The 26,350-nt window shown below is 62.8% G+C and carries 21 protein-coding genes and 2 pseudogenes; 3 read left to right on the forward strand and 20 right to left on the reverse strand.

The window, feature by feature from the left end; translation table 11 throughout:
* Positions 1-40 precede the first annotated feature (40 nt).
* From ASG79_RS08160 to ASG79_RS08190, 7 genes and pseudogenes are all read right to left on the reverse strand, one after another.
* A pseudogene (locus tag ASG79_RS08160) lies at positions 41-1,279 on the reverse strand (aldehyde dehydrogenase family protein); the annotation flags it as partial.
* 52 nt (positions 1,280-1,331) lie between these two features.
* Positions 1,332-1,590 (reverse strand): annotated as a pseudogene (locus ASG79_RS08165) (aldehyde dehydrogenase family protein); the annotation flags it as partial.
* A gap of 52 nt (positions 1,591-1,642) precedes the next feature.
* Positions 1,643-2,983, reverse strand: coding sequence for an aspartate aminotransferase family protein (locus tag ASG79_RS08170; protein WP_056390039.1), 1,341 nt, complete (start codon positions 2,981-2,983; stop codon positions 1,643-1,645).
* Positions 2,984-3,078: 95 nt separating this feature from the next.
* Entirely contained in the window at positions 3,079-3,477 is a 399-nt protein-coding gene (locus tag ASG79_RS08175) for a GlcG/HbpS family heme-binding protein (RefSeq protein ID WP_018771074.1), read from the reverse strand.
* Between the two features lie 95 nt (positions 3,478-3,572).
* Complete coding sequence (locus ASG79_RS08180; RefSeq protein ID WP_056390041.1) at positions 3,573-4,526, reverse strand: phosphotransferase; 954 nt, start codon at positions 4,524-4,526, stop codon at positions 3,573-3,575.
* A 142-nt stretch (positions 4,527-4,668) separates the two neighbouring features.
* Positions 4,669-5,796, reverse strand: coding sequence for an N-methyl-L-tryptophan oxidase (gene solA, locus ASG79_RS08185; RefSeq protein WP_082581700.1), 1,128 nt, complete (start codon positions 5,794-5,796; stop codon positions 4,669-4,671).
* Between the two features lie 37 nt (positions 5,797-5,833).
* Positions 5,834-6,448 carry a TetR/AcrR family transcriptional regulator gene (locus ASG79_RS08190; RefSeq protein WP_056390044.1) on the reverse strand — a complete coding sequence of 205 codons (615 nt, stop codon included), beginning with the start codon at positions 6,446-6,448 and terminating at the stop codon, positions 5,834-5,836.
* Positions 6,449-6,666: 218 nt separating this feature from the next.
* On the opposite strand from ASG79_RS08190, the gene ASG79_RS08195 reads away from it, so the two are divergent.
* From ASG79_RS08195 to ASG79_RS08205, 3 genes are all read left to right on the forward strand, one after another.
* A complete protein-coding gene (locus tag ASG79_RS08195) occupies positions 6,667-7,464 on the forward strand; it encodes a tyrosine-protein phosphatase (protein WP_081620239.1) in 798 nt (265 codons plus the stop codon).
* A 49-nt stretch (positions 7,465-7,513) separates the two neighbouring features.
* Positions 7,514-8,965, forward strand: a complete 1,452-nt coding sequence (locus ASG79_RS08200) for an APC family permease (RefSeq protein WP_018771069.1) — start codon at positions 7,514-7,516, stop codon at positions 8,963-8,965.
* Positions 8,966-9,153: 188 nt separating this feature from the next.
* Complete coding sequence (locus tag ASG79_RS08205) at positions 9,154-9,996, forward strand: SDR family NAD(P)-dependent oxidoreductase (protein ID WP_051081424.1); 843 nt, start codon at positions 9,154-9,156, stop codon at positions 9,994-9,996.
* 309 nt (positions 9,997-10,305) lie between these two features.
* Here ASG79_RS08205 and ASG79_RS08210 read toward each other — a convergent pair whose 3' ends face one another.
* The 13 genes from ASG79_RS08210 to ASG79_RS08270 all read right to left on the reverse strand — a co-directional run bounded on the left by ASG79_RS08210 (position 10,306) and on the right by ASG79_RS08270 (position 25,973).
* Positions 10,306-11,208 (reverse strand): carbohydrate ABC transporter permease, encoded by a 903-nt coding sequence (locus ASG79_RS08210; RefSeq protein ID WP_056390047.1) that lies wholly within the window; start codon positions 11,206-11,208, stop codon positions 10,306-10,308.
* 8 nt (positions 11,209-11,216) lie between these two features.
* Entirely contained in the window at positions 11,217-12,146 is a 930-nt protein-coding gene (locus tag ASG79_RS08215; protein ID WP_056390049.1) for a carbohydrate ABC transporter permease, read from the reverse strand.
* The gene (locus ASG79_RS08220; protein WP_056390051.1) at positions 12,143-13,603 is read right to left on the reverse strand and encodes an extracellular solute-binding protein; all 1,461 of its coding nucleotides are present in this window, start codon (positions 13,601-13,603) and stop codon (positions 12,143-12,145) included. Before ASG79_RS08220 ends, ASG79_RS08215 begins: the two co-directional genes overlap by 4 nt.
* A 64-nt stretch (positions 13,604-13,667) precedes the next feature.
* On the reverse strand, positions 13,668-14,639 hold the full coding sequence (locus tag ASG79_RS08225) for a PfkB family carbohydrate kinase (RefSeq protein WP_056390053.1): 972 nt from the start codon (positions 14,637-14,639) through the stop codon (positions 13,668-13,670).
* Positions 14,640-14,673: 34 nt separating this feature from the next.
* Positions 14,674-16,269, reverse strand: coding sequence for a glycoside hydrolase family 32 protein (locus ASG79_RS08230; protein ID WP_235509765.1), 1,596 nt, complete (start codon positions 16,267-16,269; stop codon positions 14,674-14,676).
* 75 nt (positions 16,270-16,344) lie between these two features.
* Entirely contained in the window at positions 16,345-17,418 is a 1,074-nt protein-coding gene (locus tag ASG79_RS08235; RefSeq protein ID WP_056390054.1) for an ABC transporter ATP-binding protein, read from the reverse strand.
* Complete coding sequence (locus ASG79_RS08240) at positions 17,415-18,368, reverse strand: ABC transporter ATP-binding protein (protein WP_056390055.1); 954 nt, start codon at positions 18,366-18,368, stop codon at positions 17,415-17,417. The genes ASG79_RS08235 and ASG79_RS08240 overlap by 4 nt, the downstream gene beginning before the upstream one ends.
* Positions 18,365-19,291: an ABC transporter permease gene (locus ASG79_RS08245; protein ID WP_056390056.1), complete on the reverse strand. Its 927-nt coding sequence runs from the start codon at positions 19,289-19,291 to the stop codon at positions 18,365-18,367. Before ASG79_RS08245 ends, ASG79_RS08240 begins: the two co-directional genes overlap by 4 nt.
* A 32-nt stretch (positions 19,292-19,323) precedes the next feature.
* Positions 19,324-20,301: an ABC transporter permease gene (locus ASG79_RS08250; protein ID WP_056390057.1), complete on the reverse strand. Its 978-nt coding sequence runs from the start codon at positions 20,299-20,301 to the stop codon at positions 19,324-19,326.
* A gap of 185 nt (positions 20,302-20,486) precedes the next feature.
* Positions 20,487-22,160, reverse strand: coding sequence for an ABC transporter substrate-binding protein (locus ASG79_RS08255; protein WP_056390060.1), 1,674 nt, complete (start codon positions 22,158-22,160; stop codon positions 20,487-20,489).
* Between the two features lie 79 nt (positions 22,161-22,239).
* Entirely contained in the window at positions 22,240-23,310 is a 1,071-nt protein-coding gene (locus ASG79_RS08260) for a LacI family DNA-binding transcriptional regulator (protein ID WP_056390062.1), read from the reverse strand.
* A gap of 156 nt (positions 23,311-23,466) precedes the next feature.
* Entirely contained in the window at positions 23,467-24,465 is a 999-nt protein-coding gene (locus ASG79_RS08265; RefSeq protein ID WP_056390064.1) for an aldo/keto reductase family protein, read from the reverse strand.
* On the reverse strand, positions 24,465-25,973 hold the full coding sequence (locus ASG79_RS08270; protein ID WP_056390066.1) for a glycoside hydrolase family 32 protein: 1,509 nt from the start codon (positions 25,971-25,973) through the stop codon (positions 24,465-24,467). The genes ASG79_RS08265 and ASG79_RS08270 overlap by 1 nt, the downstream gene beginning before the upstream one ends.
* Between the last annotated feature and the right edge of the window lie 377 nt (positions 25,974-26,350).

Raw genomic sequence — 26,350 nt, forward strand, 5'->3', positions numbered from 1 at the left:
CGGTTCTTCCTGCTGCAGTCCCGGCCCATCACCGCACTGGCTGGATGCGGGCGGCGACGTTGCGGGCTGTTGCCGGGTCTGAGGACCAGACGGAGGCGCCGAGTCCGACGTCGAGGGCGTTTGCTTTCTGGATTGCTTCGTCGATGGTGCTGTAGCGGATGATGGGCAGGGCGGGGCCGAATTGTTCTTCGGCGACGAGTGGGTTGTYGTTGTCGAYGTCGGCCACGAGGGTGGTGGGGTAGAAGTAGCCGGGCTGGTCAGTGTCCGGGTTTCCGCCGAGGAGGACGCGGGCTCCGGAGGCTTTGGCGGCCTCCACGAGGTTCGCGACGATYTCGTATTGTGCCTTGTTCTGCAGCGGTCCGAGGACGTTSTTTTCGTCCAGGCCGTTRCCCATYGGCATGGCCTTGGCCACGTTGGTGAGTTCGTCGCAGACGGCGTCGTAGATGTCGTCGTGGACGTAGAGGCGTTTCAGGGCGGCGCAGGTTTGGCCGGTGTTGATGAAGGCGCCCCAGAACAGGCCTTCGGCGATGGCCTTCGGGTCGGCGTCGGGCAGGAYGATGCCGGCGTCGTTTCCTCCCAGTTCCAGGGTGAGCCGCTTGACGGTGTCCGCGGAGGATTTGATGATCGCTTTGCCGGTGGCGGTGGAGCCGGTGAACATGATCTTCCCGATGGCGGGGTGGGAGGCGAGGGCTTCGCCTACATCGCGTCCGCCGGAGACTACGGTGAGGAGCCCTTCGGGCAGGGCTTCGTTGATGGTTTCAACGAGGGCAAGCACGCTGAGCGGGGTGTGTTCGGAGGGTTTGACCACTACGGCGTTGCCCATTCTCAGGGCGGGGGCGACCTGCCAGACGGTGATCATCATGGGCCAGTTCCACGGCCCGATGGCCCCGACGACGCCGATGGGCCGGTAATGCAGCTCGGCGCGTGTTTCACCGTCATCGACCAGGGTTTCGGCTTCGAGCGGTGTCCCTGCGGCGGCGCGGAGCCAGGCCGCGCAGGCGCCGACTTCGAAGCGGGCGTTGGGGCCGTTCAGCGGTTTGCCCTGCTCGCGGGAAAGCAGCTGGGCGAGTTCTTCGGCGCGGGCTTCGATGGCGTCGGCGGCCTTCAACAGTGCAGCGGACCGTGCCTCGTGGCCGAACTCGGCCCAGCCGGGCTGGGCGGCGACTGCCACGTCGATGGCGTGCTGCAGGTCCGCGACCGTATGCACCGGGGCGTCTCCGACGGGTTCACCGGTGGCGGGATTGAAGATGGTCCGGGCAGCAACGGAGCCCTCGGTCAGGACRGGYGTGGTGCATGCCGGGCGCCTTCCCGGCCGGCCCCGAAAACTTCGNTGCCCTGCTCGCGGGAAAGCAGCTGGGCGAGTTCTTCGGCGCGGGCTTCGATGGCGTCGGCGGCCTTCAACAGTGCAGCGGACCGTGCCTCGTGGCCGARCTCGGCCCAGCCGGGCTGGGCGGCGACTGCCACGTCGATGGCGTGCTGCAGGTCCGCGACCGTATGCACCGGGGCGTCTCCGACGGGTTCACCGGTGGCGGGATTGAAGATGGTCCGGGCAGCAACGGAGCCCTCGGTCAGGACAGGCGTGGTGTTCATGGCATTCTCCTCATTGAGTGGTTAGTTGTTGTTCCGCGTGAATCCGGGATGGTCACCATTGGTTTTGATCAGTAGGGCCGTCGAGTGTTTCCAGTGCCAGACGGAGTTGCTCGATCATGTGTTGGGCGTGTTCGAGTTCGAAGACGAGCGGTGGCCTCATTTTGAGGACGTTTTCGTGGCGACCGATCTTTCCGATGAGAACGCCGCGGGAACGCATCTCTTCTGTGAGTGCCTTGGTGGCGGCGGGGTCCGGCGTCGCATCGTCGGGATTGACGATTTCCAGGCCAAAGAAGAGGCCCCTGCCGCGTACGCCCTTGATCCTGGGGTTGCCCTTAGTAAGGGCTGCGAGTTCGTCAGCGATGAACTTGCCGAGTTGGTGTGCATTTTCAACAAGCCCGTTCTCTTCCATGACCTGGAGCACAGCAAGGCCGGCTGCCGACGAAACGGGGTTTCCAGCAAATGTGTTGAAGTAGGTGTTGTTTTCCCCGAATTCCTCCATCAGTGCGTGCGTGGTGATGACGCCACCTACGGGGTGGCCGTTGCCCATCGGCTTGCCAAGTGTCACCAGATCAGGGGTGGTGCCGAAAGCCTGGTGGCCCCACATGTGGTTGCCGGTCCGTCCGAAGCCTGACTGGACCTCGTCCGCGATGATCAGTCCGCCGGCAGCACGGACCCGGTCGGTGACTGCCTCGATGTAGCCGTCGGGGGTCTGCAGGAGTCCCTCGGTTGAGAACAGCGGGTCATACAGGATGGCTGAGACGCCGTAGCCTTCGGCCTGGAGCGAGGAGATGGCTGCGTCGACGTCGCGCAGCGCTTCCTGGAGGAGGCGCTTTCGTTTAGCCGGTGTCAGCCCTGCTGCGTCCGGAATACGAATGGGGCGTACGTGGGCGCCGAGGGGTTCTTTGACCTGGAGGCCGGTGGTCAGTTCGGCAAGGGTCGTGGTGTTGCCGTGGTAGCTGTGGTCCGAAATAAGGATGCCGGTGTTGCCGGTGTGTTGCCGTGCGATTCGCAGCGCGAGCTCGTTTGCTTCTGATCCGCTATTGGTGAAGAACACCCGCTCCAAGGGGGAATCGAAGAGCGCCAGCAGCTTTTCGGCGTACTCAACGACGCGTGAGTTGAGGTACCTCGTGTGGAGGTTGACGGTCTGCAGCTGGGTTGTGATTGCTTCGCGGACGACGGGGTTGGAGTGTCCGACGTGTGGAACGTTGTTGTAGACATCCAGGTAGGTCTTGCCGGTGGCGTCGTGGACCCACACGCCCTCGCCGGCCACGATTTCCAGGGGAGTGGCATAGAACAGCGGGGAGTGGCGCCCGATGGTGCGTTCGCGGCGGTTAATGAGACCTTCCTGGAGGAGTGCGTCGGGTGCCGGTTCTGTGGCTGTTTCGAGTGTCATTGCTGTCCTTGGCCGTTGGTGCGGATTTGAGTCCGGAACATGAGTCGGTGGGTGTTGCCGGGGTCGGACGGTCGATGGCCGGCCCCGGCAACCGGTTAGAGGGCTTGGGCGCCGGCAGTAGCGACCAGGTGGTCGTTTTCCACGGTGCTGCCGCTGACACCGATGGCGCCGATGGTCACCCCGTCTTTGGTCAGTGGGATGCCTCCGGGAAAGGTGATCAGGCCGCCATTGGACACTTCGATGTTGAACAGCGGTCCGCCGGGCTGCGAGATCGAGCCGATGTCTCCGGTGGGCATGTCGAAGTAACGGGCCGTGCGTGCCTTTTTGATGGCGATGTCGATACTGCCGAGCCACGCACCGTCCATGCGGGTGAAGGCCTTGAGGTTTCCGCCGGCGTCTACAACGGCAATGTTCATCAGAGTTTCCGAGGCCAGGGCTGCCTCTCGTGCCGCTTCAACTATCTTGTGTGCTTCTTGCTGTGTGATGTCGTTCATCTGTTGCTCCGAAATCTTTTTCCTGTTTATGGGCGTAGTTGTATCGACTGGTGTAGAGCCAGCCTTGGTTAGGCGCTAACGCGCGACGGGGGGTGTTAGACGAGAGCTGCCGGTTTTGCGGCTGCCTTTACTAAGTCAGGGAAGTCAGGGGCTGTTATTTCGGTGATCAGCCCTTCCCAGCATGTACGCAGTTCCCCTGCGTAGTCGGCGTCGTCGTTGGGCGCAGCGTTGCCCATTGCGGTGATCCACAGTCCACTGTTGGACCAATGGGCCACCGCCATGAAGAGCCTGGCGCGGGCCATTTTTACTGGGTCAGTGTTGCCGAAATAGGCTTCGAAGAGTGCCTGTGCCCTCTCTTTCCCGAATCCGTTTTGCGCTGCAATAAATCCGATCTCGTAGCACGGGTCCGAGTTGCCGGCGAGGTCCCAGTCGATAATGTTGTAGGTCATCGAGGAGGTGTCCTTGATGATGTTTGCATCCCAAATGTCCAGATGGCAGGGAACAAACTGGGAAGGATCCAGGGCCAGGACGGTCTCCAGGCGGTCCATCAGGGCCTGGATGGCTGACGTTCCGGGCGGCAGCTCGATACCCTGTCTTTTGGCGGCCTCCATCCTTTGTCGGGCCAGGTTGAAGGGGTTGATGTCGTTGAGGAACCGGCGGCCGGAGTGATGAAGCCGGTGAAGGGCAGGGACGAGTCGGGTGACGGAGTCATCGTCCTCGCTTAGCCTCGGGTGGCCTCCCGGAACAAAGTCGAGAGCCAGCGCCAAGGGTTCGTTTGAGACTGTTATGACGGGCGCGCCCACTCCGATCTCGGCGGCAATTCTTGTGTTTTCCAGAACCACGTGGGCGGCGGGCAGAACTCCTACCGTTTCCCAGTAGTTGTTCCAGAGCTTGACGACGCAACGACGGGAACCGTCCTCGACGAGGTAGTTCTTATGGGCCTGGCCGCCGGAGAGGGAATGTGCGGTGACGTGACAGCCAGCCCAGTCTGGGTTCGTCGAAAGCACCGCCTCAATGCTGGTGATTTCGGTATCAGGGACGATGGTCATTAGGATTGGATGTCCTTCGATGTTCGAATGCAGGTGCACTGTGTTGGGGTCGGAGGTTGTCCTGGCTGCACTGTTCGCACTGTTTCACGAGCTCCCACAAGCTCTGTAACGGTGCGGTCAGGACGTCTGCCGGTGTCACTGTTTACGCCTTTGCTATGGCGAAGCGTGAAGGCAGGAACAGGTTTGTTTCGGGGCGGGAAATGCCGTCGACATGATCGGCCAGCATTTCACCAACAACCGCTGCATAGCGGAACCCGCGGCCCATGTCTCCGGTGCCTATGACGACATCGGACGACTCCGGGTGTCCACCGATAACCCAATGGCCGTCCTCCACCTCAGACCACATGCATACGGTGGTCGATACCGGGTTGGTGTCGATGTCCGGGAGCCTGGCGCTGAGCACTTCCTGGATCCGTTCGAGGTCTCCGGGCCTGAGGTCCTGACTAAGGTCCTCGGGGTCGATCCAGTTTCCCTTCCCGGGGACAGAGAACTTCCATTCACCGTTAGGCTCGGAGCAACCGTAAGCCGGTGCCTCGTCCGATCCTGGGGGCTTGGCGAAGTAGATGGCCGGCTTCGGTAGCCCGTCCTGGCGGAAATTGGCCAGCACCTGACGGTCCACCTTGTAGGGCAGATCCAGTTGCGTCAAATGGTTGGCGCGGGCACCCACGGTGACGACGACCTTGTCGGCCGAGTAGTTACCCTGATCGGTGCTCACGACGATGCCCGAAGCGCTCTCATCCCAGCCTTGAACCGCTTCTCCCGTGCGCAGGGTTGCGCCGAGCCGGCGAGCCTCCGACTGCAGGGCCTTGATGGCGGGGTGGACGAGGGCAACGGTGCCGTTTGGCTCCCATACGGCGACTTCGTCGTCACCAATGGTGGCCCAAGGGAACCGCTTCCGTGCCGTCGACGCGTCAAGGGCATCGTACTCAAAATCGGACGCGCTTAGGGAGGCCACCGTTTTGTCGAACCACATTGATCCGGGTTCGCCGACGAACACAGTTCCCGAACGTTCCAACAGCCGGGTCCCGGTTTTCGCGGCCAACTCGTCCCACAACTCAAAGGTCCGCTTTGTGAAGGTGGTGTACTGGGCTCCTGCACTGCTGGATTGCCGGGCCAGCCGTGTGGCGCCTCCGTGCGAACCGTGCATGTGCGGTGGTGCGAACTTATCCAGGCCGAGCACGGACTTGCCGCGGGCTGCCAAGTGCCACGCCGCCGATGAGCCCCAGGGGCCCAATCCAATGACGATGACGTCGTAGTGTTGTGTTGACACAAATTCCTCCGTTAGTGGTTTTCGGACCCTTGGCGGGTCAGACAGTGGCTCGTACTAGAAGTCCGTCCATGAGCAACCGGATAGCCGCGACCGCTGGCCCGGCGTTCGCCGGCTCACGTGCTGCAGCAGCCCCGGCAGCGCGGATCGCCCCGGTTATCGTTGCAGCCAAGGCCTCAGTCGGTGCGTCCTCCGGCAAGGTGCCGCTGTCCTTGGCATCCTTCAGATCCCGCGCAATGAGCTCTTCGAAAGAGCGGGAAGTCGAGCCCATGACGTCCGATAGTGCTGACACCAGGTCCGGTCCCATCACCCCGTAGAACCGGCCCTTGGGCTCCTTTGTCGCCTCCACCAACGCCGTGGCCAGCGCCGTGATTCTTGCGCCGGGGTCCGTCAGGGGATCCCGCAAGCTGATCCCTCGTACGTACACGGCGTCGGCGATCCGCAGATAAACTTCGCGGACAATTTCGTCCCTTCCGCCGGGGAAGTGGGCATAAATGGTGCCCCTCGAAATACCCGCCTGCTGGCTGAGGACCTCGAGCGCGGTAGAGGCGTACCCCTCCGAACTCAGCAGCTCAGCTGCGGTGTCGAGAATGTCGCCGCGGGTTCTCATGCGGTTGCGTTCCCGAAGGGAGAGGGGCTTGTTGGAGGCACTCATTTCTGGTCCTTCGTGTGGGGTGCTGGTGATCTGCTTCACATGATTGCACATCAGATCCTAAAAGTGAACAGTCTGTGCAAACTTTGAAGAAGAGGTACGCGGCCGCTCCGATGCGGTTGAAAACATTGAACACTATGCCTAAGTTCTGAACTAGTCATGCAACAAACATTTAACGTGTTCTATTGCAGTACGAAACATTCAGTGTTTACCTTTTATGTATGAAACAGGTCACACCAGGCTTGGCTGGCCCTAACTCCCTTGAGGGCGTCCGGAACTTCCGAAGCCTCGGGGGACTGCCAGCGCACGGAGGATCCCGTGTGGCTGAAGGCATGGTGTACAGGAGTGGACACTTCGGATACTCGACAGCCCTGGACCGTCAGAGGCTGGAGGCGGCACGCCTGCACTTCATGGATCTGCGAAGTCCTTGGGAATCCGACGCCGAAGACCGTTGCGTGCCTGCGCTAACGGCTGTACAAACGCCACTTCAGGCTCAAGACAGCAGGGACGCGTGCCTGTGGTCTGCGGTTCGCGAAGGTCGCGTGAGCGAGCTTGGCAGGACGCTGACTGCTGCGGAGGCTGAAGAGGTAATGCACCGGCTCTATGCCCGTGACATAGCCGGCAACCCATCGGTATTTGCCAATTTCCTTCAGTCATTGGCTCGAGTTGAGCTGCCTGTCGTCGTCCACTGCTCGGCAGGGAAGGACAGAACCGGATGGGCAATAGCCATCCTTTTGACCATCCTGGGAGTACCTGAAACCGCAATCCTCGAAGACTACGTTCAGAGTTCATTGCCGGAGAACCAATACCTCATCAGAGATTCCGCAGGCAGCGTCGCGCCCATCGACAGGCACCTGCGAACAGTCATCACACCCTTGCTGGAAGCGCGGCAAGGGTACCTCGAAGCCGCATGGCACAGCGTGGAGCACGCCTGGGGATCACGTCACTCCTACTTGGAAGACGGACTCGGCATCACTCCGGCGCTCACAAACAAACTCAAGGCACGGCTCCTCGTCTGAGGAAGCCCGACCACGGCTACGGCCATTATCTGCCCGAAAGAGAAAACCCATGATTGATAATGTCAGCGAGTTGCCGGCAACGACGCCGTCCAGCACACCTGTCCCACCGCAAGCAGGCCATCTCCGCTCAAATAAACTCGGCGTCTTCGCCATCGCCTTTTTCGTCATCGCAGCGGCGGCCCCCATGGCAGCCGTCGTGGGCACCGGTCCCGTGGTCTTTGCTGCGGTTGGACCGGCAGCCCCCTTGATCTACGCGATCGCTGCCCTGCTCATCGCACTCTTCGCCGTCGGATACCTGCGCATGAGCAGGTATGTCACCAACGCCGGCGGCTTCGTCGCCTACATCGCCAAAGGCCTAGGTACACCCTGGGCCACGGCAGGAGCTGGTCTGGCGCTGCTGATGTACCTCAGCTTGCAGGTCGGGCTCTGGTCGCAGTTCGGCGTCTTCGCCGGGCAGTTGCTGGAGAGCATCACGGGACTCTCCGTGCCCCCGCTCGTCTGGATTGTCGCGTTGCTTCTGATCTCCACGGCACTCACTATGCGGGGCGTCGACACGAGCATCCGACTCTTGGCCGTCCTCATCATTGGTGAAACGCTCGTAGTGGCTGCCCTCGTTATCGTGCTCGTTGCCAGCAAGGGGCCAGGAGTCTTCACATTCTCTGGCTTCACGCCAGAAAACCTCTTCAGCCCGGGCCTGGGCATTGCATTGCTGTTCGCCTTCCTGTGCTTCACCAGCTTCGAAGCAACCGTGGTTTTCTCTGAAGAAGCAATCAACCCCCGCAAGACGATCCCGCGGGCCCTCTACGCCGTGATTGCCTTTGTCGGAATTTTTTACACGCTCTCCATCTGGGTTATCGGAGGGGCCATCGGGGTGGACAACATCCAACAGGCGGCAACGGATGACCCTGCGGGATTCATCTTCAACCTCGCCTCCGAAAGTGGAGGGAGCGTCTTGAGCATGGCCATGCAGGTTCTCGTCGTGACCAGTTACCTCGCCATGCTGCTGGGCCTGATGAACATGTTCGCCCGCTACCTTTTCGCCCTCAGCCGTGCCGGAGTCCTGCCGGCCAGGCTGGCCACCGTTTCCAAGGATGGGAGTCCCGCCACCGCAGCCCTGGCCAACGGCGTGGCCGTCGGCATCGTCGTGGTTGCCTTCCTGGTCTTCGGCGCAGATCCGCTGACCGTCGTGTTCGCCTGGTTCAGCGCCTTGGCAACGGCAGCCTTCATCACCATCCTCATCGTGGCGTCCGTATCCATCGTCGTGTTCTTCTTCCGGACCAAAGACAACACCAGTATCTGGGCGACCAAGATCGCACCCACTCTCTCCACCCTGATCCTCTCCTACATCGGCTACGTGACGGTCGAGAACTACGACTCCCTCATTGGGCCTGACAACGCTGCCGCGAAATGGCTGCTCGTCCTCATTCCCGCCGCGATGCTTGGCGGCCTGGTTTTCGGCAGGAGCAGACGCGACATCGACTACGCCAAAGAAGTAATCTGACGCGGATACCTTGCTGCCGCCCCTCTGGCGGCAGCAAGGTATCCGCCATCGTCGATGGGGAAAGCATTTCGGCATTGAAGCCACCAGAATGACGCGCAAAGGTACGCCGCACCCTTGTTTAAGTCGAAGGGTTAGTCCTTCATGAGACGGCAACAGCACACACTCCGAAACAGAACCGGGAGATCCAAATGACCCCCACACCAGTTGCAGTTATTACGGGCGGAGGAACCGGAATCGGAGCCGCCACCGCCGCAGCACTCCGGGGCCAAGGGTGGGAAGTTGTCATCTGTGGACGCCGGCGGGAAGCTATCGCCAAGGTCGCTGAAACAACCGGCGCCCACGCTATTGTCGCAGACGTCGCTTCGGTTTCCGATATGGAACGGCTGGTCGAGGACACCGTGGATCAATTCGGCACCATCAACGGCCTGGTACTGAATGCCGGAATTGTCCGTGCCGGCAGTGCCGGCGAGCTGTCCGATGAAGACTGGAACGCCATGGTCAGCACCAACCTCACCGGGCCCTTCCTACTAGTCCGTGCCGCCTTGCCGCACCTGATCAAAGCCAACGGCTCGATCGTAGGGGTGGCCTCGGCGGCCGCACTTCGGGCTACCGCTGGAATCGCCGGTTACGATGCCACGAAGGCCGGCCTTGCCATGTTGATGCAGTCCGTGGCCGTCGACTACGGACCGCGCGGGGTGCGCGCCAACGCAGTATGCCCTGGCTGGACCCGGACAGAGATGGCCGACATGGAGATGGGCGAATTCGCTGAACACAGCGGCATCGATCGCGAGGAAGCCTATAGCCTCGCCACAGCGTTCGTCCCAAGCCGGCGCCCGGCCGCATCCTCCGAGGTCGCCGATGTCATTGCCTGGCTGCTTTCCGATCAGGCCTCGTACGTCAACGCCGCCACGATCCCGGTGGATGGGGGACTGATCGCAGTCGAGCCCGGCGCCATCGCCTTCGACCCCCGGGTCAGTATCTGCACCACTGGCACCGACGGACCCACCCCGGCGATGCAAGCGATTCCCTGACTAACCACTACAGCCCGTCTTTCACGAGTTAATTGGAAAAGGAGTGTGGACTTTGTCCACACTCCTGGTCCCGGACTATCCCGTACTGCCTCCAAATGCGCCCGTATTTCCGATGTTTTCGCGGGCTCCCAGTGTTTGCAAGGGCGAGAATGTAGTTCGAGTCCCACCTCGGGCACAGCAGATCCCCTCGTCAGAGGGGTTTTTGCTTTAACGTGTTCAGATAGTTTGAGTGTCGTCGCTCTGGTCCGCCTGCGGTGTCCCGAGATGATGCACCCCACTGCGTGGACGTGTTTCTTTCCTAAAGCACCGCTACTTGCTGGCGCCTGCGGTGAGGCCTTCTCGCAGGGTTCGTTGGCCGAAGATGAAGACGACCAGAGCCGGCAGCATGGACAGGATTACGCCGGCGAGGACCACCGAGATGCTGCCGGTGCCGAGATTGCCCTGGAGCGTGACCAGGCCGAGGGGAAGGGTGAAATTCTGTTCGCTGATGGTGAGGATCAGTGGCCGGAAGAACTCGTTCCAATGGAAGTTGAAGGCGAGGATCCCGACGATCGCCATGCCGGGGACCGCCAGGGGGACGTAGACCGAACGGAAGATCCGCCACGGCCCGGCGCCGTCCAGGGCTGCTGCTTCGGCGAAGTCGTTCGGCAGGCCAAGGAAGTACTGGCGCATCAGGAAGGTGCCGAATGCTGTGGGAATGGCCGGAAGGATCAGGGCCAGCAGGGTGTCGGACAGGCCCATTCCACGGATCAGCATGAACACCGGGACGATGGTGACCTGCACCGGGACCATCATGGTGGCCAGCACCAGCGAGAAGATGGCGTTCTTACCGCGGAAGTCCAGGCGGGCGAAGGCGTAGCCGGCCAGGGTGGCCGACGCCATCTGGCCAAGTGCGATCAGGCCGGTCACCAGGGCGCTGTTCAGGACCAGGAGGCCGACGTTGATCTGCTTGAACACTTCCTGGTAGGCCGTGAAGTCAGGGTTGATGGGCAGGAAGGAGGGCGGCAGGTTGAACGATTCCGACGGCGTGCGCAGCGAGGTGGACAAGGTCCACAGGACAGGGCCGAGGGTCAGCGCCGCTGCCACGGCCAAGGCTGCGTATCTGCCGGCAGTGCCGGCTGATGGCAAGCGGCGGGGCGTACGGGTGGCGGGCGGTTCGGCGGTGGAACCGGAAGGCAAGCCGGTCCCGGTGTGCAGGGTCTGGCTGGACATGGCGGACCTCACTGGTAGAAGACGAAGCGGCGGCTAAGGCGGAACTGCAGGGCGGTGACGGCAAGGATCAGCACGGTGAGTACCAGGCCGACGGCGGAGGCTTTGCCGAACTCCAGTTGCTGGAAGGCGGATTCGAAGATGACCATGACGGCGGTCCGGGTGGAGTCGCCGGGGCCGCCGTTGGTCAGGACATAGGGCTGGTCGAAGACCTGCAGGGCGCTGATGATGGCCATGACGGACGCCACGAGCACCGTCGGGCTGATCAGCGGAAGGGTCACATTGCTGAACTGTTTCCAGCCCGTGGCACCATCCAGGTTCGCTGCTTCATGCAGTTCTTTCGGGATATTGGTCAGGGCGCCGAGGAAGAGCAGGAAGGAGAACCCGAAGTTCTGCCACACGTAGACCAGGACGACGACGGCGGCGGACGCCGCAGGGCTTGTCAGCCACGGCACAGCGGGGATCCCGACGAGCGACAGGAGCCAATTCACCACGCCGAATTGTTCGTTGAACATGTACCGCATGAAGATGGACACCGACGCGGCGGAAAGGACCAGAGGAAAGAAGAAGGTGGAACGGAGGAATACCCTCAGCCAGGACGGCATCCTGGCCTGAAGCATGGAGGCCAGGCCAAGGGCGATGCCGAGTTGAAGGACTACCGCCACAATCACAAACCCGATGGTGTTCAGGAAGGACACGCGGACGGTGGGGTCCTGTGCCAGCGAGGCGAAATTGGCGAACCCGACGAACTGTGGTGCCGAAATGATGTCCCAGCGGAAGAAAGCCAGGACCAGCGAAGCAATGATCGGCAAAAAGGTGAAAAGGGCCATCCCGATCACCGTAGGAGCAAGGAAAATCCTTGCAAGCCGCCGCTCGACAAAGGACCGGCGCACGGCCGGTGGCTTCACTGTTGGCCGCGGGACGGTGGACGTGGTGGTCATAAATTCCTCCTCAGGGCCAGTTCGAGGTCACGTTGAAGGTTGCCCATCGCTGTCCGTACATCGGCGGAGCTGCCGCTGACCGCGGTGGAGACGTTCTTCATCAGGGCAGTTTCGACGGCCGCCTGCTGCGGCGGGGCGGGGATCGGACCGGAGGTGGGGAACCTGTCCAAGGTGTCGTAGAAGACTTTCCAGTGCCGCGGCCCGGTGGCGGCGTACAAGGACTCGTTGACCATCGAACGGCGTGTGGGGGTGGTGTTCGGTTTGGGAATAGCCAGCTTCATCGCTTCGCGGCTGGAGCAGAACTTCACCCATTCCCAGGCCGCGTCCTTGTCTTTCGCAGTGCGCATGATCGCGTAGCCGGCAGCACCGAACTGGTGCCGCTGGGTCCGCCAGCGCGGGAAGAACTGCACGTCGAACTGATCGGCGGTCATCCCGGCCTCGTGCAGGCCCTGCGCCCAATAGCCACCGGCCGGCGTCGTGCCGATGCGGTTGTTGCCGAACAGGCCCACCAGGGCGTTGCCGCCCCCGGATTCGGGCCGCACGCCAAGCCCTTCGGCTACCAGTTCACGCAGATAGTCGAAGGTCTCGACCACCCGCCCGTCCTCGGCGTTGGGGGCCAGCCACTGGTACCCGCCGCCGCGGGTCCCACGGGCAGGATCGCTCGGGTAGAAGCGGTCCCAAAGCCAGTCCCCGCCGGGAGCCTTTGTTTCGGACAGGAAGCTGGTGTCATTGGCGTAAAGCCACGGGACAACCCCGCCGAAAAGCCGGTTGGTCCAGTAGTACGGGGTGAAGTCAGCCGGCCGGGCCTTGCGCAGGGCTCGCAGTGTGGCGCTGAAGTCGTCCTTGGTCCAGTCGTCCCTCGGCCGGTCAACGCCGGCCTGCGCGAAGGTGGTGGTATTCAGGTACATGTTCGCCGCGTTCCAGTCCAGGGGAAGCTGGTACAGGCTTCCCTGGTACATGAAGGCTTCCAGCAGGCTCGGATGAACGTCGTTAAAGTAGTCGCTCATCGCCGCGGCGTCCCGGCGGACATATCCATCCAGAGGCTCGGCCAGCTTGTCGGCGAACAACTGGGCGCCTTCGGTGGCGACATAGACCACATCCGGGGGCGTGCCCGCGGCCACCATGGTCAGGATCTTGGAAAAGAAGTCCTTCCAGTCCGCACCCTGAATCGCCTGCAGCCGCACTGGGATGTCGGGATGGGCGGCGGTGAAAGCCTGGATCAGGCCCTGGCGTCCCGCCGCATCCGCTGCCGTTCCCAGAATGGCGATGTTCAGGGCCTTGCTGCCGCGGCCCGGAATGTCAGCGCCGGTAAGTCGGGGCCAGGCCCCCACAGTGGCCCCCGCCACGGCGAGCCCGCCCAGGCCCAGCATGGAACGCCGGGTGAGTTGCGCAAACCTGCTGCTGGACGGCAGCGAATGCGCAGGGGCTTGGTGCCCCGGTGTCTTTTCAGACGTCATTGTTGGCTCCTCCTAACAGGGTAAACGGCGTCCTTTACTTTTGTTGCCCGCAGGGTCGTTTTGTTTATGCCTGGTCGCATGCGAAAGCCCGTGGTACGGAGGCGTGTGCTTCGACAGCAGCTGTGAGTTCGTCAAGGGTGGGCGGGTTAGCCCCGGCGCGCTGCACGGTGATGGCCGCTGCTGCGGCTGCGGTGCGTCCCAGCTGCTCCATGACGGCGGGGGCAAAGCCCTCGGTGCCGCGGGTGAGCAGGCCCAGGATCAGTGCGGCCATGTAGGAGTCGCCGGCGCCGATGGTGTCCGCCACCGTCGCTTTGACGGCGGGAATGGTGATGCTCGCGGACGGCGAGGTGAATTGGGAGCCGGCAGCACCTTTGGTTATCACCGCCAGCCCGGCGCCGAGGCGGAGGATGTGCTCAGCGGTTTCTTCCAGTGTTTTCGCGGGGTAGAGCCACTGGGCGTCCTCGTCGCTGAGTTTAACGACGTTGGTCAGTGCGCCGATTGCTTCGAAGGTTGCCTTCGCTTCGGCGTGGCTGCCAAGCAGGGATGGCCTGATGTTCGGGTCGTAGGTGATGGTGCAATGCTTGTGGGCTTGTTCGAGCAGGGTTTTGACGGCACCGGCGCCGGGGTTGAGGAAGGTGGCGATGGAACCGGTGTGCAGGATTTGGGGGAAACAGGCAGGCGTTGCTCTTGGCAGCTGCCAGCGGATGTCGAAGTCGTATGCGGCGGATCCGTCCGGTCCGAGGGTTGCGGTCGCTGTTGCGGTGCGGGTGAGGGATTTTGATCCTGGCAGAAGTGTCGCCCCTGCCCGGTGGAGGTGGATCTCTATAGTTCTTCCCCGCTCATCGGGTGCAATGGCCGTGAGCAAGCCCGTGGTGACCCCCAGGAGACCGAGGCCATAGGCGACATTGGCAGGCGATCCGCCAGGATGCTCAACCTGGCTGTTCGGGGTGGTGACCACATCGATCAACGCTTCACCGACAACGACGGCGTCAAAAGGCTTTTGGGAGTCTGGGCAGGCTGCTTTGAGGTAATCCATGTTTGTCTCTCGGACAGTGTTGATGGGGGAGCGGCTAGGTCGTCGCGTTGATCTCGTTGATCGTCAGGTCACTGAAGGTGGCCGTTCCATCGTTGGCGTAGAGCCGGATGTTGTTGTCACCTTCCAGGGGAAAAACGCGGTGTGAGTGCACCACCCGTCCGTCTCCGACGAACATTTCGACGCTGGTCCGGTCCACCAGGAGGCGGAGTGTGAGGCGCCCTGCCGAGGGATCGATAGGTGTCTGGCTTTCCCCGCCAGTGGGGTTGATGGTGGGTCGCCTGTTGACGTAGGCGAACGGGCCGCGGAGGAATGCACCGGCCGCGACGTGCCGGCCCCCACCGGATGCACGGCAGAGCTCAAGGCCGATGTTGGACGGAGGGGCCGCCGGGTCCCATACGAGCTCACAGGTCAGGTCATAGGCCAGTGAACTGATATCGAGGTCTTGGGTTCCCGTGACCTTGACGTCCCCGAGGTGGTGGGTGCGTTTGATGTGGTTGGCCAGGCCGGTGGTGGGGGTTGAGGCGAGGTGGTAGCTTCCGCCTGCCTTCTTGAGCCGGATGTCGCGCACGATCATGTCATCACCGTTGTACGCGTCGGTCGCCAGGGTGGGAGTGTTGTGGGGGTAGTCCCAGAAGTTCGCCCAGCCAAGCGCCCTGCGCAGGGTGGCATCCTCCGCGCCGGAGGAGTCGTGATGGGGGTAGGTCACTGCACCGTAGAAGTCATAGCCGTAGTCCAGCCATTCCGGCTCGGCATGGTCGGGAGTAAACGTGATTCCGTTGAAGGCTCCTGTCCAGTAGGCGTATGTTGCTGGCAGTCCACGGCCCTTGCCGTTGGCGCTGGTGCCCAGGATCCAGTGCGAAGTACCGTCGTCGGCGGTCATGCGGAAAAGGTCCGGGCACTCCAGCAACCCCAGGTCCGTCCGGACGAATTCGCCGACCCGCCGCCAGGAACGCAGGTTGGCAGATGTGTAGAAGCCGAGCTTCTGCCCTTCGGCGTTGACCATGAACCACTGCCCGCGGTCGGCGTCCCAGATGACTTTCGGGTCGCGGAAGTCCTGCACGCCTGGGTTTGGAAGTACCGGCGCCGTCCCACCAGGTTTGAACGAACGCCCACGGTCTGTTGAGTACCAGAGGTATTGCGCCTGGCGGCCCTGGGGTGCCTGGGTCACGAGGGCTATGACGGCGTTTTCACCGTAGCCGGCAGTGTTCCGTTCGTCGATGACAAGACAGCCTGACCAGCAGTCGCCGTTATCGTTGCTGAACTTAGGGATGGCAACGCCACGGTCGCGGAACGAGACGTGGTCGGTGGTGGTGGCACGGCGCCACGATGTGCCGCCGCCGCCCTGGAGGTAATCGGCGTTGTAGAGGTAGTAGTAGTGGTATTCGCCGTCAATGTAGATGGGCCGCTGGGGGTCGTTCTTCCAGTTGTCGGGGACGCTGAAGTGATAAGTCGGGCGCATACGGGTTGGTCCTTTGTAGGGCGGCTTGGCCGGTGCGTTGTCGGGGGCGTTCGGGGGTGCCGCTGCCGCTGACTGGGCGAATGGTGTTGAGAGTGCGAGCGATCCGGTGAGGGCAACGGCCCCGCTTCCGGTCAGGAGGGCACGCCGGGATACGGCGGGTGAATCTTCCATCAGTTACCTTTCGGTGGGCAGCGTCGGTGCTGCCAGTGCGTGAATGTTGATGTTTTGGACGTGGGAACGGGAACGTCAGTCTCCAGGCTCCGGTTCTGTCGCCAATGCATGGCCGCCGGCACCGGCGCGCGGGCGGTAGAGGTGGCAGCGGACCCAGTGGCGGTTGAGGGGGTCGCCCACCTGGTGCCGGACGGGTTCCCCGGATGAGCAGCGCTGCTCCGGGTCGTTCTCAAAGGCGCAGCTGGCGGAAGCCATGACGGCTTGCCGGAGCTGGCCGCGGTGGATGGGGTCGTAGGATCCCGCCCGCGCCGGGTCGGGGACGGCTGAGACGAGCAATTGGGTGTAGGGGTGGGCCGGGTTGGCGAGCAGGTCCAGTGATTCACCTTCTTCCACGATTTCGCCGGCGAACATGACTGCCGTCCGGTCCGCCAGGTACCGGGCGGAGGCGAGGTCGTGGGTGATGTAGAGCATGGAAATGCCCTGCTCATCGCGCAGTTTCCGCATCAGGTTCAGCACGCCGATGCGGACCGAAACGTCCAGCATGGAAGTCGGCTCGTCGGCGAGGATGACGTTTGGCTCCACGGCCAGGGCTCGCGCGATCGCGACCCGTTGACGTTGCCCGCCGGAGAGCTCATGGGGGTAGGAGTCGAGCATGTCGGCTTGAAGCCCGACGGTGGTCATGAGCTCCTCTAGACGGCGCCTGGTCTGCTCTTCGGAACCGCGCTGGCGGGTGCCGCCTTTGCCGTGGACGGTGAGGGACCGGCGGAGGAAGTGCTCGATTCGGTGGGCGGGGTTCAGTGAGCCAAAGGGGTCCTGGAAGACCATTTGCAGCTGGGACCGGAACTCCCGTGAGGCCTGGAAACGGTCACGTTTGAGGACGTCGACGCCGTCGACCAGGATGGCCCCTTCGCTGGGTTTTTCGAGCCGGGCGACACAGCGGGCCAGGGTGCTCTTGCCTGAGCCCGATTCGCCGACCAGTGCCACGATTTCTCCACGGCCGATGGTCAGGTCGACGCGGTGGAGCGCCCGGACCGCCTGGCTGGAGAACAGGCCGCCGATGTGGAAGGACTTACCCAGTCCGCGCACCTCCAGGGCCGGCGTCAGGGTCGAAACATCCGGCCGTGTCGGGGAGTGGACGGCGTGGCTCATTGTGCTGCTCCTTCAAGGACGGCGGCTTCGGCGTCGGCATCAAACGGTGCCACGAAGTGGCCGGGCGCAATTTCGGCGAGGTCCGGGATGTTCCGGAACTTCACGCCTTCGGGCAGGCCCTTAAGCGGGATCCGCGGGCCGGTGAGCGGCGGGAACGCGCCCATGAGGGCTTGGGTGTAGGGGTGCCCGGGGGCGGTGTAGATGTCGTGCGCTTTGGCGGTTTCCACGATCCGGCCGCCGTACATGACGGCCATCCGGTGGGAGAGTTCCACCATCAAGGACATGTCGTGCGTGATGAAGAGGACGGAGAAGCCAAGTTCGCGCTGGAGATCCTTGATCTGGGCCATGATCTCCTGTTGCACCACCACGTCCAGTGCGGTGGTGGGCTCGTCAAGGATCAGCAGTGACGGCTTCAGGGCCACAGCCATGGCGATGACGGCGCGTTGCCGCATGCCGCCGGAGAGTTGATGCGGGTACGACTTGAGGCGGGCGGGGTCCATTCTGACCAGTTCCAGCAGCTGTGCGGCGCGTCGAAGGGATTCTTTGCGCGAGTAGCCGGCGTGGGTGGTGAAGATGTCTGCCATCTGTTCCCCGACGGTGAGCACGGGGTTCAGCGAGTTCATGGCGGACTGGAACACCATGGCGACGTCCTGCCAGCGGAAACGGCGCAGCTCGTCCTGGTTCATGGCGAGCACGTCCTTGCCGCCGAAGGAGATGCTGCCGGCGGCGATCTTCGCCGGGTCCTTGAGCAGCCGCATGATGGAGTTGGCGATGGTTGATTTTCCGCAACCGGATTCGCCGGCCAGCCCGAACACCTCGCCGGCGCCGATGCTGAAGGAGACGTCGTTCACGGCCGTGGTCGAGCGGGAGTCGCCGATGTACTTGACGGTGAGGTTCTTGACGTCGAGGACCGGTTCATGGGAGCCGAAGGAGGTTTGGGAGACGGTCACTGTGCGGCGCCCCTTTCGGTGGTGGCGGGTTTGCGGATCTTCCGCAGACGGGGGTTGGTTACTTCGTCAACGGCGTAGTTGATGAGGGCCAGGGCGAACGCGACCAGTGCGATGCAGAGGCCGGAGGGGATGAAGACCCACCAGCTTCCAGTGAGCAGGGCGCCTTCGTTTCCGGCCCAGAAGAGGTTGTTGCCCCAGGAGACGGTGCTGACGTCGCCCAGTCCAAGGAATTCGAGGCCCGCCTGGGCCCCGATACCGTAGATGACGCAGGCGAGCAGCGTTCCCATCACGATCGATGCCATGTTCGGCAGGATTTCGCGGAACATGATGCGGCCGGCGCGCTCACCGGAGACGACGGCGGCAGCGACGAAGTCCTTGGAACGGATGGACAGGGCCTGTGACCGGACAACGCGCGCTGATCCGGCCCATCCCGTGACGGTGAGGACCAGGATGACCGTGCCCAGGCCTGGGGGCAGGAAGGCGGCCAGGATCACAAGCAGCGGCAGGCCGGGAAGGAGGAGGAAGACGTTAGTCAGCAGCGACAGTGCTTCGTCGATGAATTTGCCGAAATAGGCTGATGCCAGGCCGACGAGGATTCCGATGAAAGTGGATGCGAACCCGACGGTAAGCCCTACGAGCAGGGAGCTTCGGGCGCCGTGGATGGTCAAGGCGAGCACGTCCTGGCCCTTGGCGGTGGTTCCGAGCCAGTGTTCGGTGTCTGGTTCCAGTGAGGCCATCCCGGTGATCCGGGAGGGGTCGTCCGGGAACAGTACCGGCGCGGCCAGGGCCAGGACGATGAAGACGAGCATAATGGCCATGCCGGTCATGGCCTTCTTGTTGGTGATGAGTCCGTGGATGAAACCGCGGTTGGTTTTGCGGGCAGCTTTTGCTTCGGTGGGCTGCTGGAGGATAACGCTGGTCATGGTCGGTCCCTTGGTTACTGGGTACGCACTGCTCAGTTGCTGCGCACGCGGGGGTCGAGGCGGACGTAGAGGATGTCCACCAGGAAGTTCGCCAGCAGCACGGCGGCGGTGATGGTCAGGAACAGGCCCTGCATAAGCGGGTAGTCGAGGCCTTGGACGGCGTTGAGGAGCTGGTAGCCGACGCCGGGGTAGGCGAAGACGACCTCGGTCAGGAGGGCGCCGCCGACGACGAAGCCCAGGCCCATGCCGAAGCTGGTCACCGAGGGCAGCATCGCGTTCCGGGCTGCGTAGCGGAGCATGATCCGTCCGGGGCGCAGGCCTTTGGCTTCGGCCATTGTGATGTAGTCCTCGGAGTTCGTGGCAATCATGGTGTTCCGCATGCCCAACATCCAGCCACCGATGGAGACCAGCACGATGGTCAGCGCCGGTAGCACGAGGTGGGCGGCGACGTCACCGATGAACTCGGCAGTGAACGCCGGCTCCAGGCCGTCGGTGAACGCGTGGCGGATGGGGAACCAGCCGAGCACGACGCCGAACAGGTACAGGGCGCCCATTGCCAGCCAGAAGTAGGGGAACGATCCGATAAAGACCAGCACGGGGGGCAGAGCCGAGTCGAGGGCGCTGCCGCGGCGCCAGGCTGCCAGGATGCCCAGCAGGTTGCCCACGACGGCGGCAATCACCAGCGCGGTCCCGCCAAGCAGGAGGGTCCAGCCGATTTGGGATGAGATGACTTCGGTGACGGGGGTGGGGAAGCGTGTAATCGATACCCCCATCTGTCCGGTGAGGATGTTCTGGAGGTAGCCGGCGTACTGCTCCCAGATGGGCCGGTCGTCCACGCCAAGCAGCTTGCGCAGGGCTTCGAGCTGTTCGGGCTGCATTCTGTCCTGGGAGCGGGCAAACATGCGTGATACGGGGTCCCCGGGCATGAAGCGGGGGAGCAGGAAATTCAGGGTAATGGATGCCCAGAAGGCGATCAGGTAGAAACCCAGTCGGCGCAGGATGAAGCGCACGGTTTCCCTCCAATTCGGGAGTGGTCAAGATTGTGGGTACGCCCGACGGCCGGCTGATGGCATAAGCCAGGCCGTCGGGCATAGGTGGCGTGAGATCAGGTGGACCTCAAGCTCGGCGGTGGATGGGCCCACGCCGCCCTGGGTTCCCTGGCCGAAGCGCAGCGAGGTTAGGGCGGCGGTGGGGACTACTTGCGCGGTTCCAGGCTGGTCAGCACGAGAACCGTGGAGGGTGCGCGGACAGAGAGGGTGGCGTACGGGTTGTCCTGGGTGGGCCAGCCGGTGAAGCGGGTGTCGTTGTACGCACCCCATTCCGGGCCGGAGAACAGCGGCACCAGTGGTGCGACGTCGTTGTATTCTTCCTGCAGCTTGTTGGCAATATCTTTTTGCTTGGACTGGTCCGTGGCTGCGGCGAAGTCGCTCAGCAGGGCATCGGCTTTGGGGTCGCCGAAACGGTGGTAGTTGTCGGAGGCCTTAGTGCCCACCGGCTTCACCGATGCAGTGCCCATGGTGGTGTTGAAGTACTTGTAAGGGCTGGGATCGTTGGCGCTCCAGACGATGCCGGAGTCGAAGTCACCCTTTTCGTACCCTGCCACGACGGCAGCCCAGTCCGGGGAGTCCACCTTCGCGGTCACGCCGACCTCCGCCAGGTTCTGGGAGATAACGTTGGCCACGGAGAGCCAGTCGGACGAGGTAGCACCCACGGAAATCTTGAACTCGAACGGTTTGCCGTCCTTGAGCGTGCGCTTGCCGTCGGCGCCCTTGGGGTAGCCCGCCTTGTCCAGCAGGTCGTTTGCCTGCTGGACGTCGTGCTTGGTCCACGTGCAGTTGTCCTTGACCTGGGTGTTCTTCCAGGTCTCGTAGTTGCCGGAGAGGCCGGTGCAGTCGGCCGGCTGCGCGTAGCCGCTCATGCCGATCTTGGTGACCTGGTCCCGGTCCACGGCCATGCTCAGCGCCTTGCGGACATCAACATCGTTGAAGGGCGCCTTGGTGGTGTTGAGCTGCCAGTTGATCATGGCACCGGTCGGAGGGAACCAGTAGTGCCGGTGGTCCTTGTCCTTCGAGACGAAGGTCTTTTCGATATTCGGGATGTACTGGGGCGCCCAGTCCACGTCGCCGTTGGCGGCGGCGAGGTTGGCGCCGTCGTTCCCCGCGAACGCGAGCATCTTGATGCCGGCAATCTTCTGCTTATCCGGCTGCCAGTAGTTGGGGTTCTTCTTCAGCACGAAGGACTGCGCCTGGAAGTTGTCCACCTCGGTGTACGGTCCGGTGCCCACAGGTTTGGCGTTGGCATCCTTTTCCGGATCGGCCAGTGCGGACCAGATGTGCTTGGGCAGAATGCTGAGCTGGCCGACGTCGTACAGGGCGGGGGACCAGGGCTTGTTGAAGTTGAACGTGACCTTGTTGCCTTGGGCCGTGACGCCGTCGAGGTACTCGTAGCCGCCCTTAAGCTTCTTCTGAAGCTCGAAGGTGTACGCGACGTCGTCGGCAACGAAGGGCTGGCCGTCGGACCACTTCACCCCGTCACGCAGGGTGAAGGTGATGGACTTTCCGTCGTCCGCGGCCTTCCAGTCGGTGGCCAGCCACGGCACCGTATTCCCCTTGGCCGCGTTGAAGACCAGGAGGGACTCGTAAATGGACTGCTGGACCATGGGGTTGACGGTCGGCGCGAACGGGTTGAAGTTCTGCACGAACGTTCCCATGTCTTCACGGGGAATGGTGAGGAATGCGCTGGCGTTGGCCGCGGCGTCGGTGCCGCCGGACTTGTTGCCGGTGGCGGCGCAGCCGGTCAGCAGCATCGCGCCTACCGCCAGTCCGGCCGCGGCAATGCGGGCGGACTTGAGGAACTTGGTTTGTGTCATGATGGGGTTATCTCTTCCTGTCTTCATCAGCAAGGTGAAGGGTGGGTTGGGGTTTTGCTCTTCGACGTTGATTTCGCGGTCAGACCGAAGAGCGTTCTAACAGCGGACAGTCGACCAACTGCTGATTGGCAGTGATCGGCTGTCCGGCTGTAAGGGTGGCGAGCGTCTGGACTCCCAGAGCGCCCATCTTTTCGAACGGCAACGCAACAGTAGTCAGCTTGGGCCTGAGGTAGGCCGCGATGAGTTCCTGGTTGTCGAAGCCGATCACGGCGATGTCACCGGGGATGGCCAGGCCACGTTCCTTGATGGCGTCGTAAGCCCCCATGGCCATACGGTCATTGAGGCAAAACAGTGCGGTGGGCCTTTCCTTGGCCGGGTACCGGTCAAGGATCTGACACGCAGCGTCGTAGCCGCCGTCTGCCGTCGCATATCCGGCCGTCACCAGCTCCGGATCAAGCTCCAGGCCGGCGTCGGCCAAGGCCTCCCGGACGCCCTGCAAACGCCCAACAGCTGCCGGGATGCGCGGGTCCAGGTTGATCACACCGATTTTGGTGTGGCCGGCCCTGAGGAGGCGTTCGACGGCGACCCGTCCGCCCGCGCGTTCGTCAGGGACGATTGAGGGCAGCTTCCCGTCCAGGTCGAAGCAGTTGACGAGCACCGTGGGTACTTCGTGCGCGCTGCGGGGCACATGGACGCCGCGGTGGTGTGTTGCGGCGTACAGCAGGCCTTCCACCCGCTGCTCCAGCAGCTTTTCCACAGCAGCATCCTCCATCCCCTGGTTGGGGCCGGCCGCATCACCCTGGTCCGACGGGGCGATCAGGAGGAACCGGCCGTCACTCCAGGCCTGGTCCTGGGCACCTTTGATGATGTCCACGGCGAAGGGGGCGGTGACGATCTCGGTGACGATCCCGTACCAATCGCTGCGCTGGGATGCCAGCGCCCTCGCCCCGGCATTTGGGCGGTAGCCCAAAGCCTGAACCGCCTCAGCGATGCGGACTCGGGTCTCCTCCGAGATGCTGGCGTCTTCACGGTTGTTCAGCACGAATGAAACAGCTGTCCGGGATACTCCGGCATGCTTGGCTACGTCATTCATGGTGACGCCACGCTGCCGGGCAGTGCCGGGTTTGGCGGGGGAGGTGGTCTTCGCCATTGAATGCTCCAGAGGTCTTCATTGAGCTGGGGTTGCCCGTGCTAATACGGAAGCAATTGGGTGAATCTATGTTTAGTAACTCGCGTTACTTTCGGGCTGTGATCTAAGTTACCCGCGTTACTAAACGGTGTCAAGACGTTTCTTCAGCCGCTGCTGTTAGGGGCGCTGCTTGAAGGACTCGACCTTCCCGGGGTCTCTTTCAATGACGGGGCCGAGGATGTCATCGATCCTCAGGAGCATTTCCTGGTCGAGTTTGACTCCTGCGGCCCGGACATTGTCCACGAGCTGCTCGGGCCGGGATGCTCCCACGATGGCTGCCGAGACGTTGGGGTTTTGCAGTACCCATGCGACCGCGAAGGCTGCCATGGACAGTCCGGTCTCTTCGGCCAGGGGCTTCAGTTCCTGGACGCGGGTGAGGATGTCCTCGTTGAGAAAGCGGTGGTCATTCTTCAGCTCGCCGTTGTCGCCTCGGAAGCGGGAGCCGTGTGGGGGCGCCGCGCCGGGGGTGTACTTGCCGGTGAGGACTCCCTGGGCGAGCGGGGACCAGCAGATCTGGCCAATGCCCAGTTCTTCGCTCAGGGGAACGATCTCCTGCTCGATGACGCGCCACAGCATGGAATACTGCGGCTGGTTGGAGATGAGCTGGACCCCAAGGTCCTTGGCAAGGGCAACACCGGCTCGTATCTCGTCCGCCGTCCACTCCGACACCCCTATATAGTGTGCTTTCCCCGCCCGGACAATATCGGCAAAAGCCCGCATGGTCTCTTCCAGTGGGGTCTCGTAGTCATACCTGTGCGCCTGGTACAGGTCGACGTAGTCAGTCTGGAGCCGGCGCAGCGAGGAGTTAATGGACTCCATGACGTGTTTGCGGGACAGGCCGCGGTCGTTCCGGCCGTCCCCGGTGGGGAAGTAGGCCTTGGTAAAGATCTCCACGCTCTCACGGCGTGTTCCCTTGAGCGCCACACCCAAAGCTTCCTCCGCCCGGGTTCCGGCATAGGCATCGGCAGTGTCGAAGGTGGTGATGCCCAACTCCAGTGCCTGTTTGACGCATTCCGTCGCAGCCGCCTGGTCGATCTGCTCGCCGTGGGTGACCCAGTTTCCGTAGGCGATTTCACTGATGTACAGGCCGGAGGTTCCCAGTTTGCGGTATTCCATTAGGCATCATCCTTTTCGAAGTTGGTGAGTTGGAGCACTGCGTCGGCTGTGCCGCCGGTGGAGTAGAGAGTGAGGGAAGTTTGCGCTGGATCCGGGAAGATCAGTTCGGTCACCGAGACGAGCCCATCGTTCGCGAAGACCTCCACTGAGCAGTGGTCGACAAAGATCTGCAGGGTGTAGTTGCCGTCCTTGGCTGCGACAATGGGGGCGCGGCTGGTAGAGGGAAAGGCTTCGTGGAAGTCGGTGTCGCCGGAGTGGGTGCGGTCCACGATCAGGTCGCCGCTGCCGGGGTGGATCCCGATCCGTGTCCCGACCGTGCCGTCCGCTGGCCCTCTGACCACAAGCCCGAAGTCCTCGGCGTCCCCAGGGGAAAAGGTGATGTCAATAAGCTGTACCGCGGTGCCGCCCTCAACAGTTGCGGAGCCGCTCAGGGCCAGCCGCTGCTCGGGACCGGGTGTCGAAGTTGCCCTCACTTCCGGTACGGGGTGCTGCAGGAGCCGGGGTTGCCCGTTCACGGAAACGAGGGACACGTCCCGGACCAGGCTCATGGGGCTGCGCCAGGGCGAGGTGGGGATGTGGTTGGCATACTGCCAGTTGTTCATCCAGCCGATCATCAGCCGCCGGCCATCCGGGACGTTGCTGAACGAGACCGCGGCGTAGTAGTCCCGGCCCCAGTCCAGCCACTGGTAGTCGGGTACGCGCTCAGGGTCCTGCATCCCCTCGGTGAGGGTTGTCTCGGAGCTGAACGTGACGCCGTCGAACTCTCCCACAAAATACTGCCCTGCGGACCCGCCGTTGGGGCCGCCGGGGTTCATGTTCACCGTCAGGACCCATTTCATGGCTGAGGAGTCACCGTCCAGGGGCAGCTCAAAGAGGTCCGGGCATTCCCAGATCCCGCCGGTGGCGTTGGCCGGGCCGAAGGTGCTGAGATATTCCCAGATCTTGAGGTCCTGTGAGCGGTAGAGCAGGACGGTGAAATCATGGGCTTCCACCGCCACCATGACCCAATAGCTGCCCGAAGGGCCGTCGTAGCGGAAGACTTTGGGGTCCCGGAATTCCGGCGAGTTCCGGGTCAGGACCGGGTTGCCGGCGTACTTCGTCCAGGAGTATCCGCCGTCCGTGCTCCACGCGAGGGACTGCGCCTGCGTGCCCTCGTGGAGGGAGCCCGGCTTGTACGCGCTGGTGTAGATGGCCACCAGGGGAGCCTTACCGTCCGCGCCGAATCCGCTGGTGTTTTCGGCGTCCACCACAATGCTGCCGGAGTAGATTTCCTCGACGTCATCGCAGGGAATCGCTACCGGTTGCTCCGTCCAGCTGACCAGGTCAGTAGAAGTCGCATGGCCCCAGGACATGTTGGCGTGGACGTTTCCGAAGGGGTTGTTCTGGTAGTACAGGTGGTAGGTGCCCTCGTGGAAGACAAGCCCGTTCGGATCGTTGAGCCACGTGTCTTTGGCGGCGAAGTGCATTGCCGGCCTGTAGGTCTCAACGGTGGTGGTAACGCTGTTCATTCTTCTCTTTTCATGGCTGGCTGAGGTCCTCGGACCTGTGGAGCGGGCGTGTGTTGGCGTAAAGGGGCCACTGCGAAATCAACTGGCTGCAATTGCAGGAGTCGGGGTGCTCTCAGGTTCATCGCGTGGGGTGAGCGCCTGGCGAAGCAATGCCTGAGTAGTTCCGTGCCCGGCTTTGGGAGGCGGTGTCCGCCATTGGATGCTCCAGAAGTCTTCGTTGAACTGGACGTTGGCTGCTAGTGGTTTACGCTTATCGCTAGTAACTCGCGTTACCTTGTTGCGTGATCTAAGTTACCCGCGTTAGTTGGGTGGTGTCAAAGGTTTTTTAACTCGTCCGCCGTCGCCCACTACATGGAGGGTTTCGTTCAATGACGGGG

The organism is Arthrobacter sp. Soil761 (assembly GCF_001428325.1).
GTDB lineage: Bacteria > Actinomycetota > Actinomycetes > Actinomycetales > Micrococcaceae > Arthrobacter.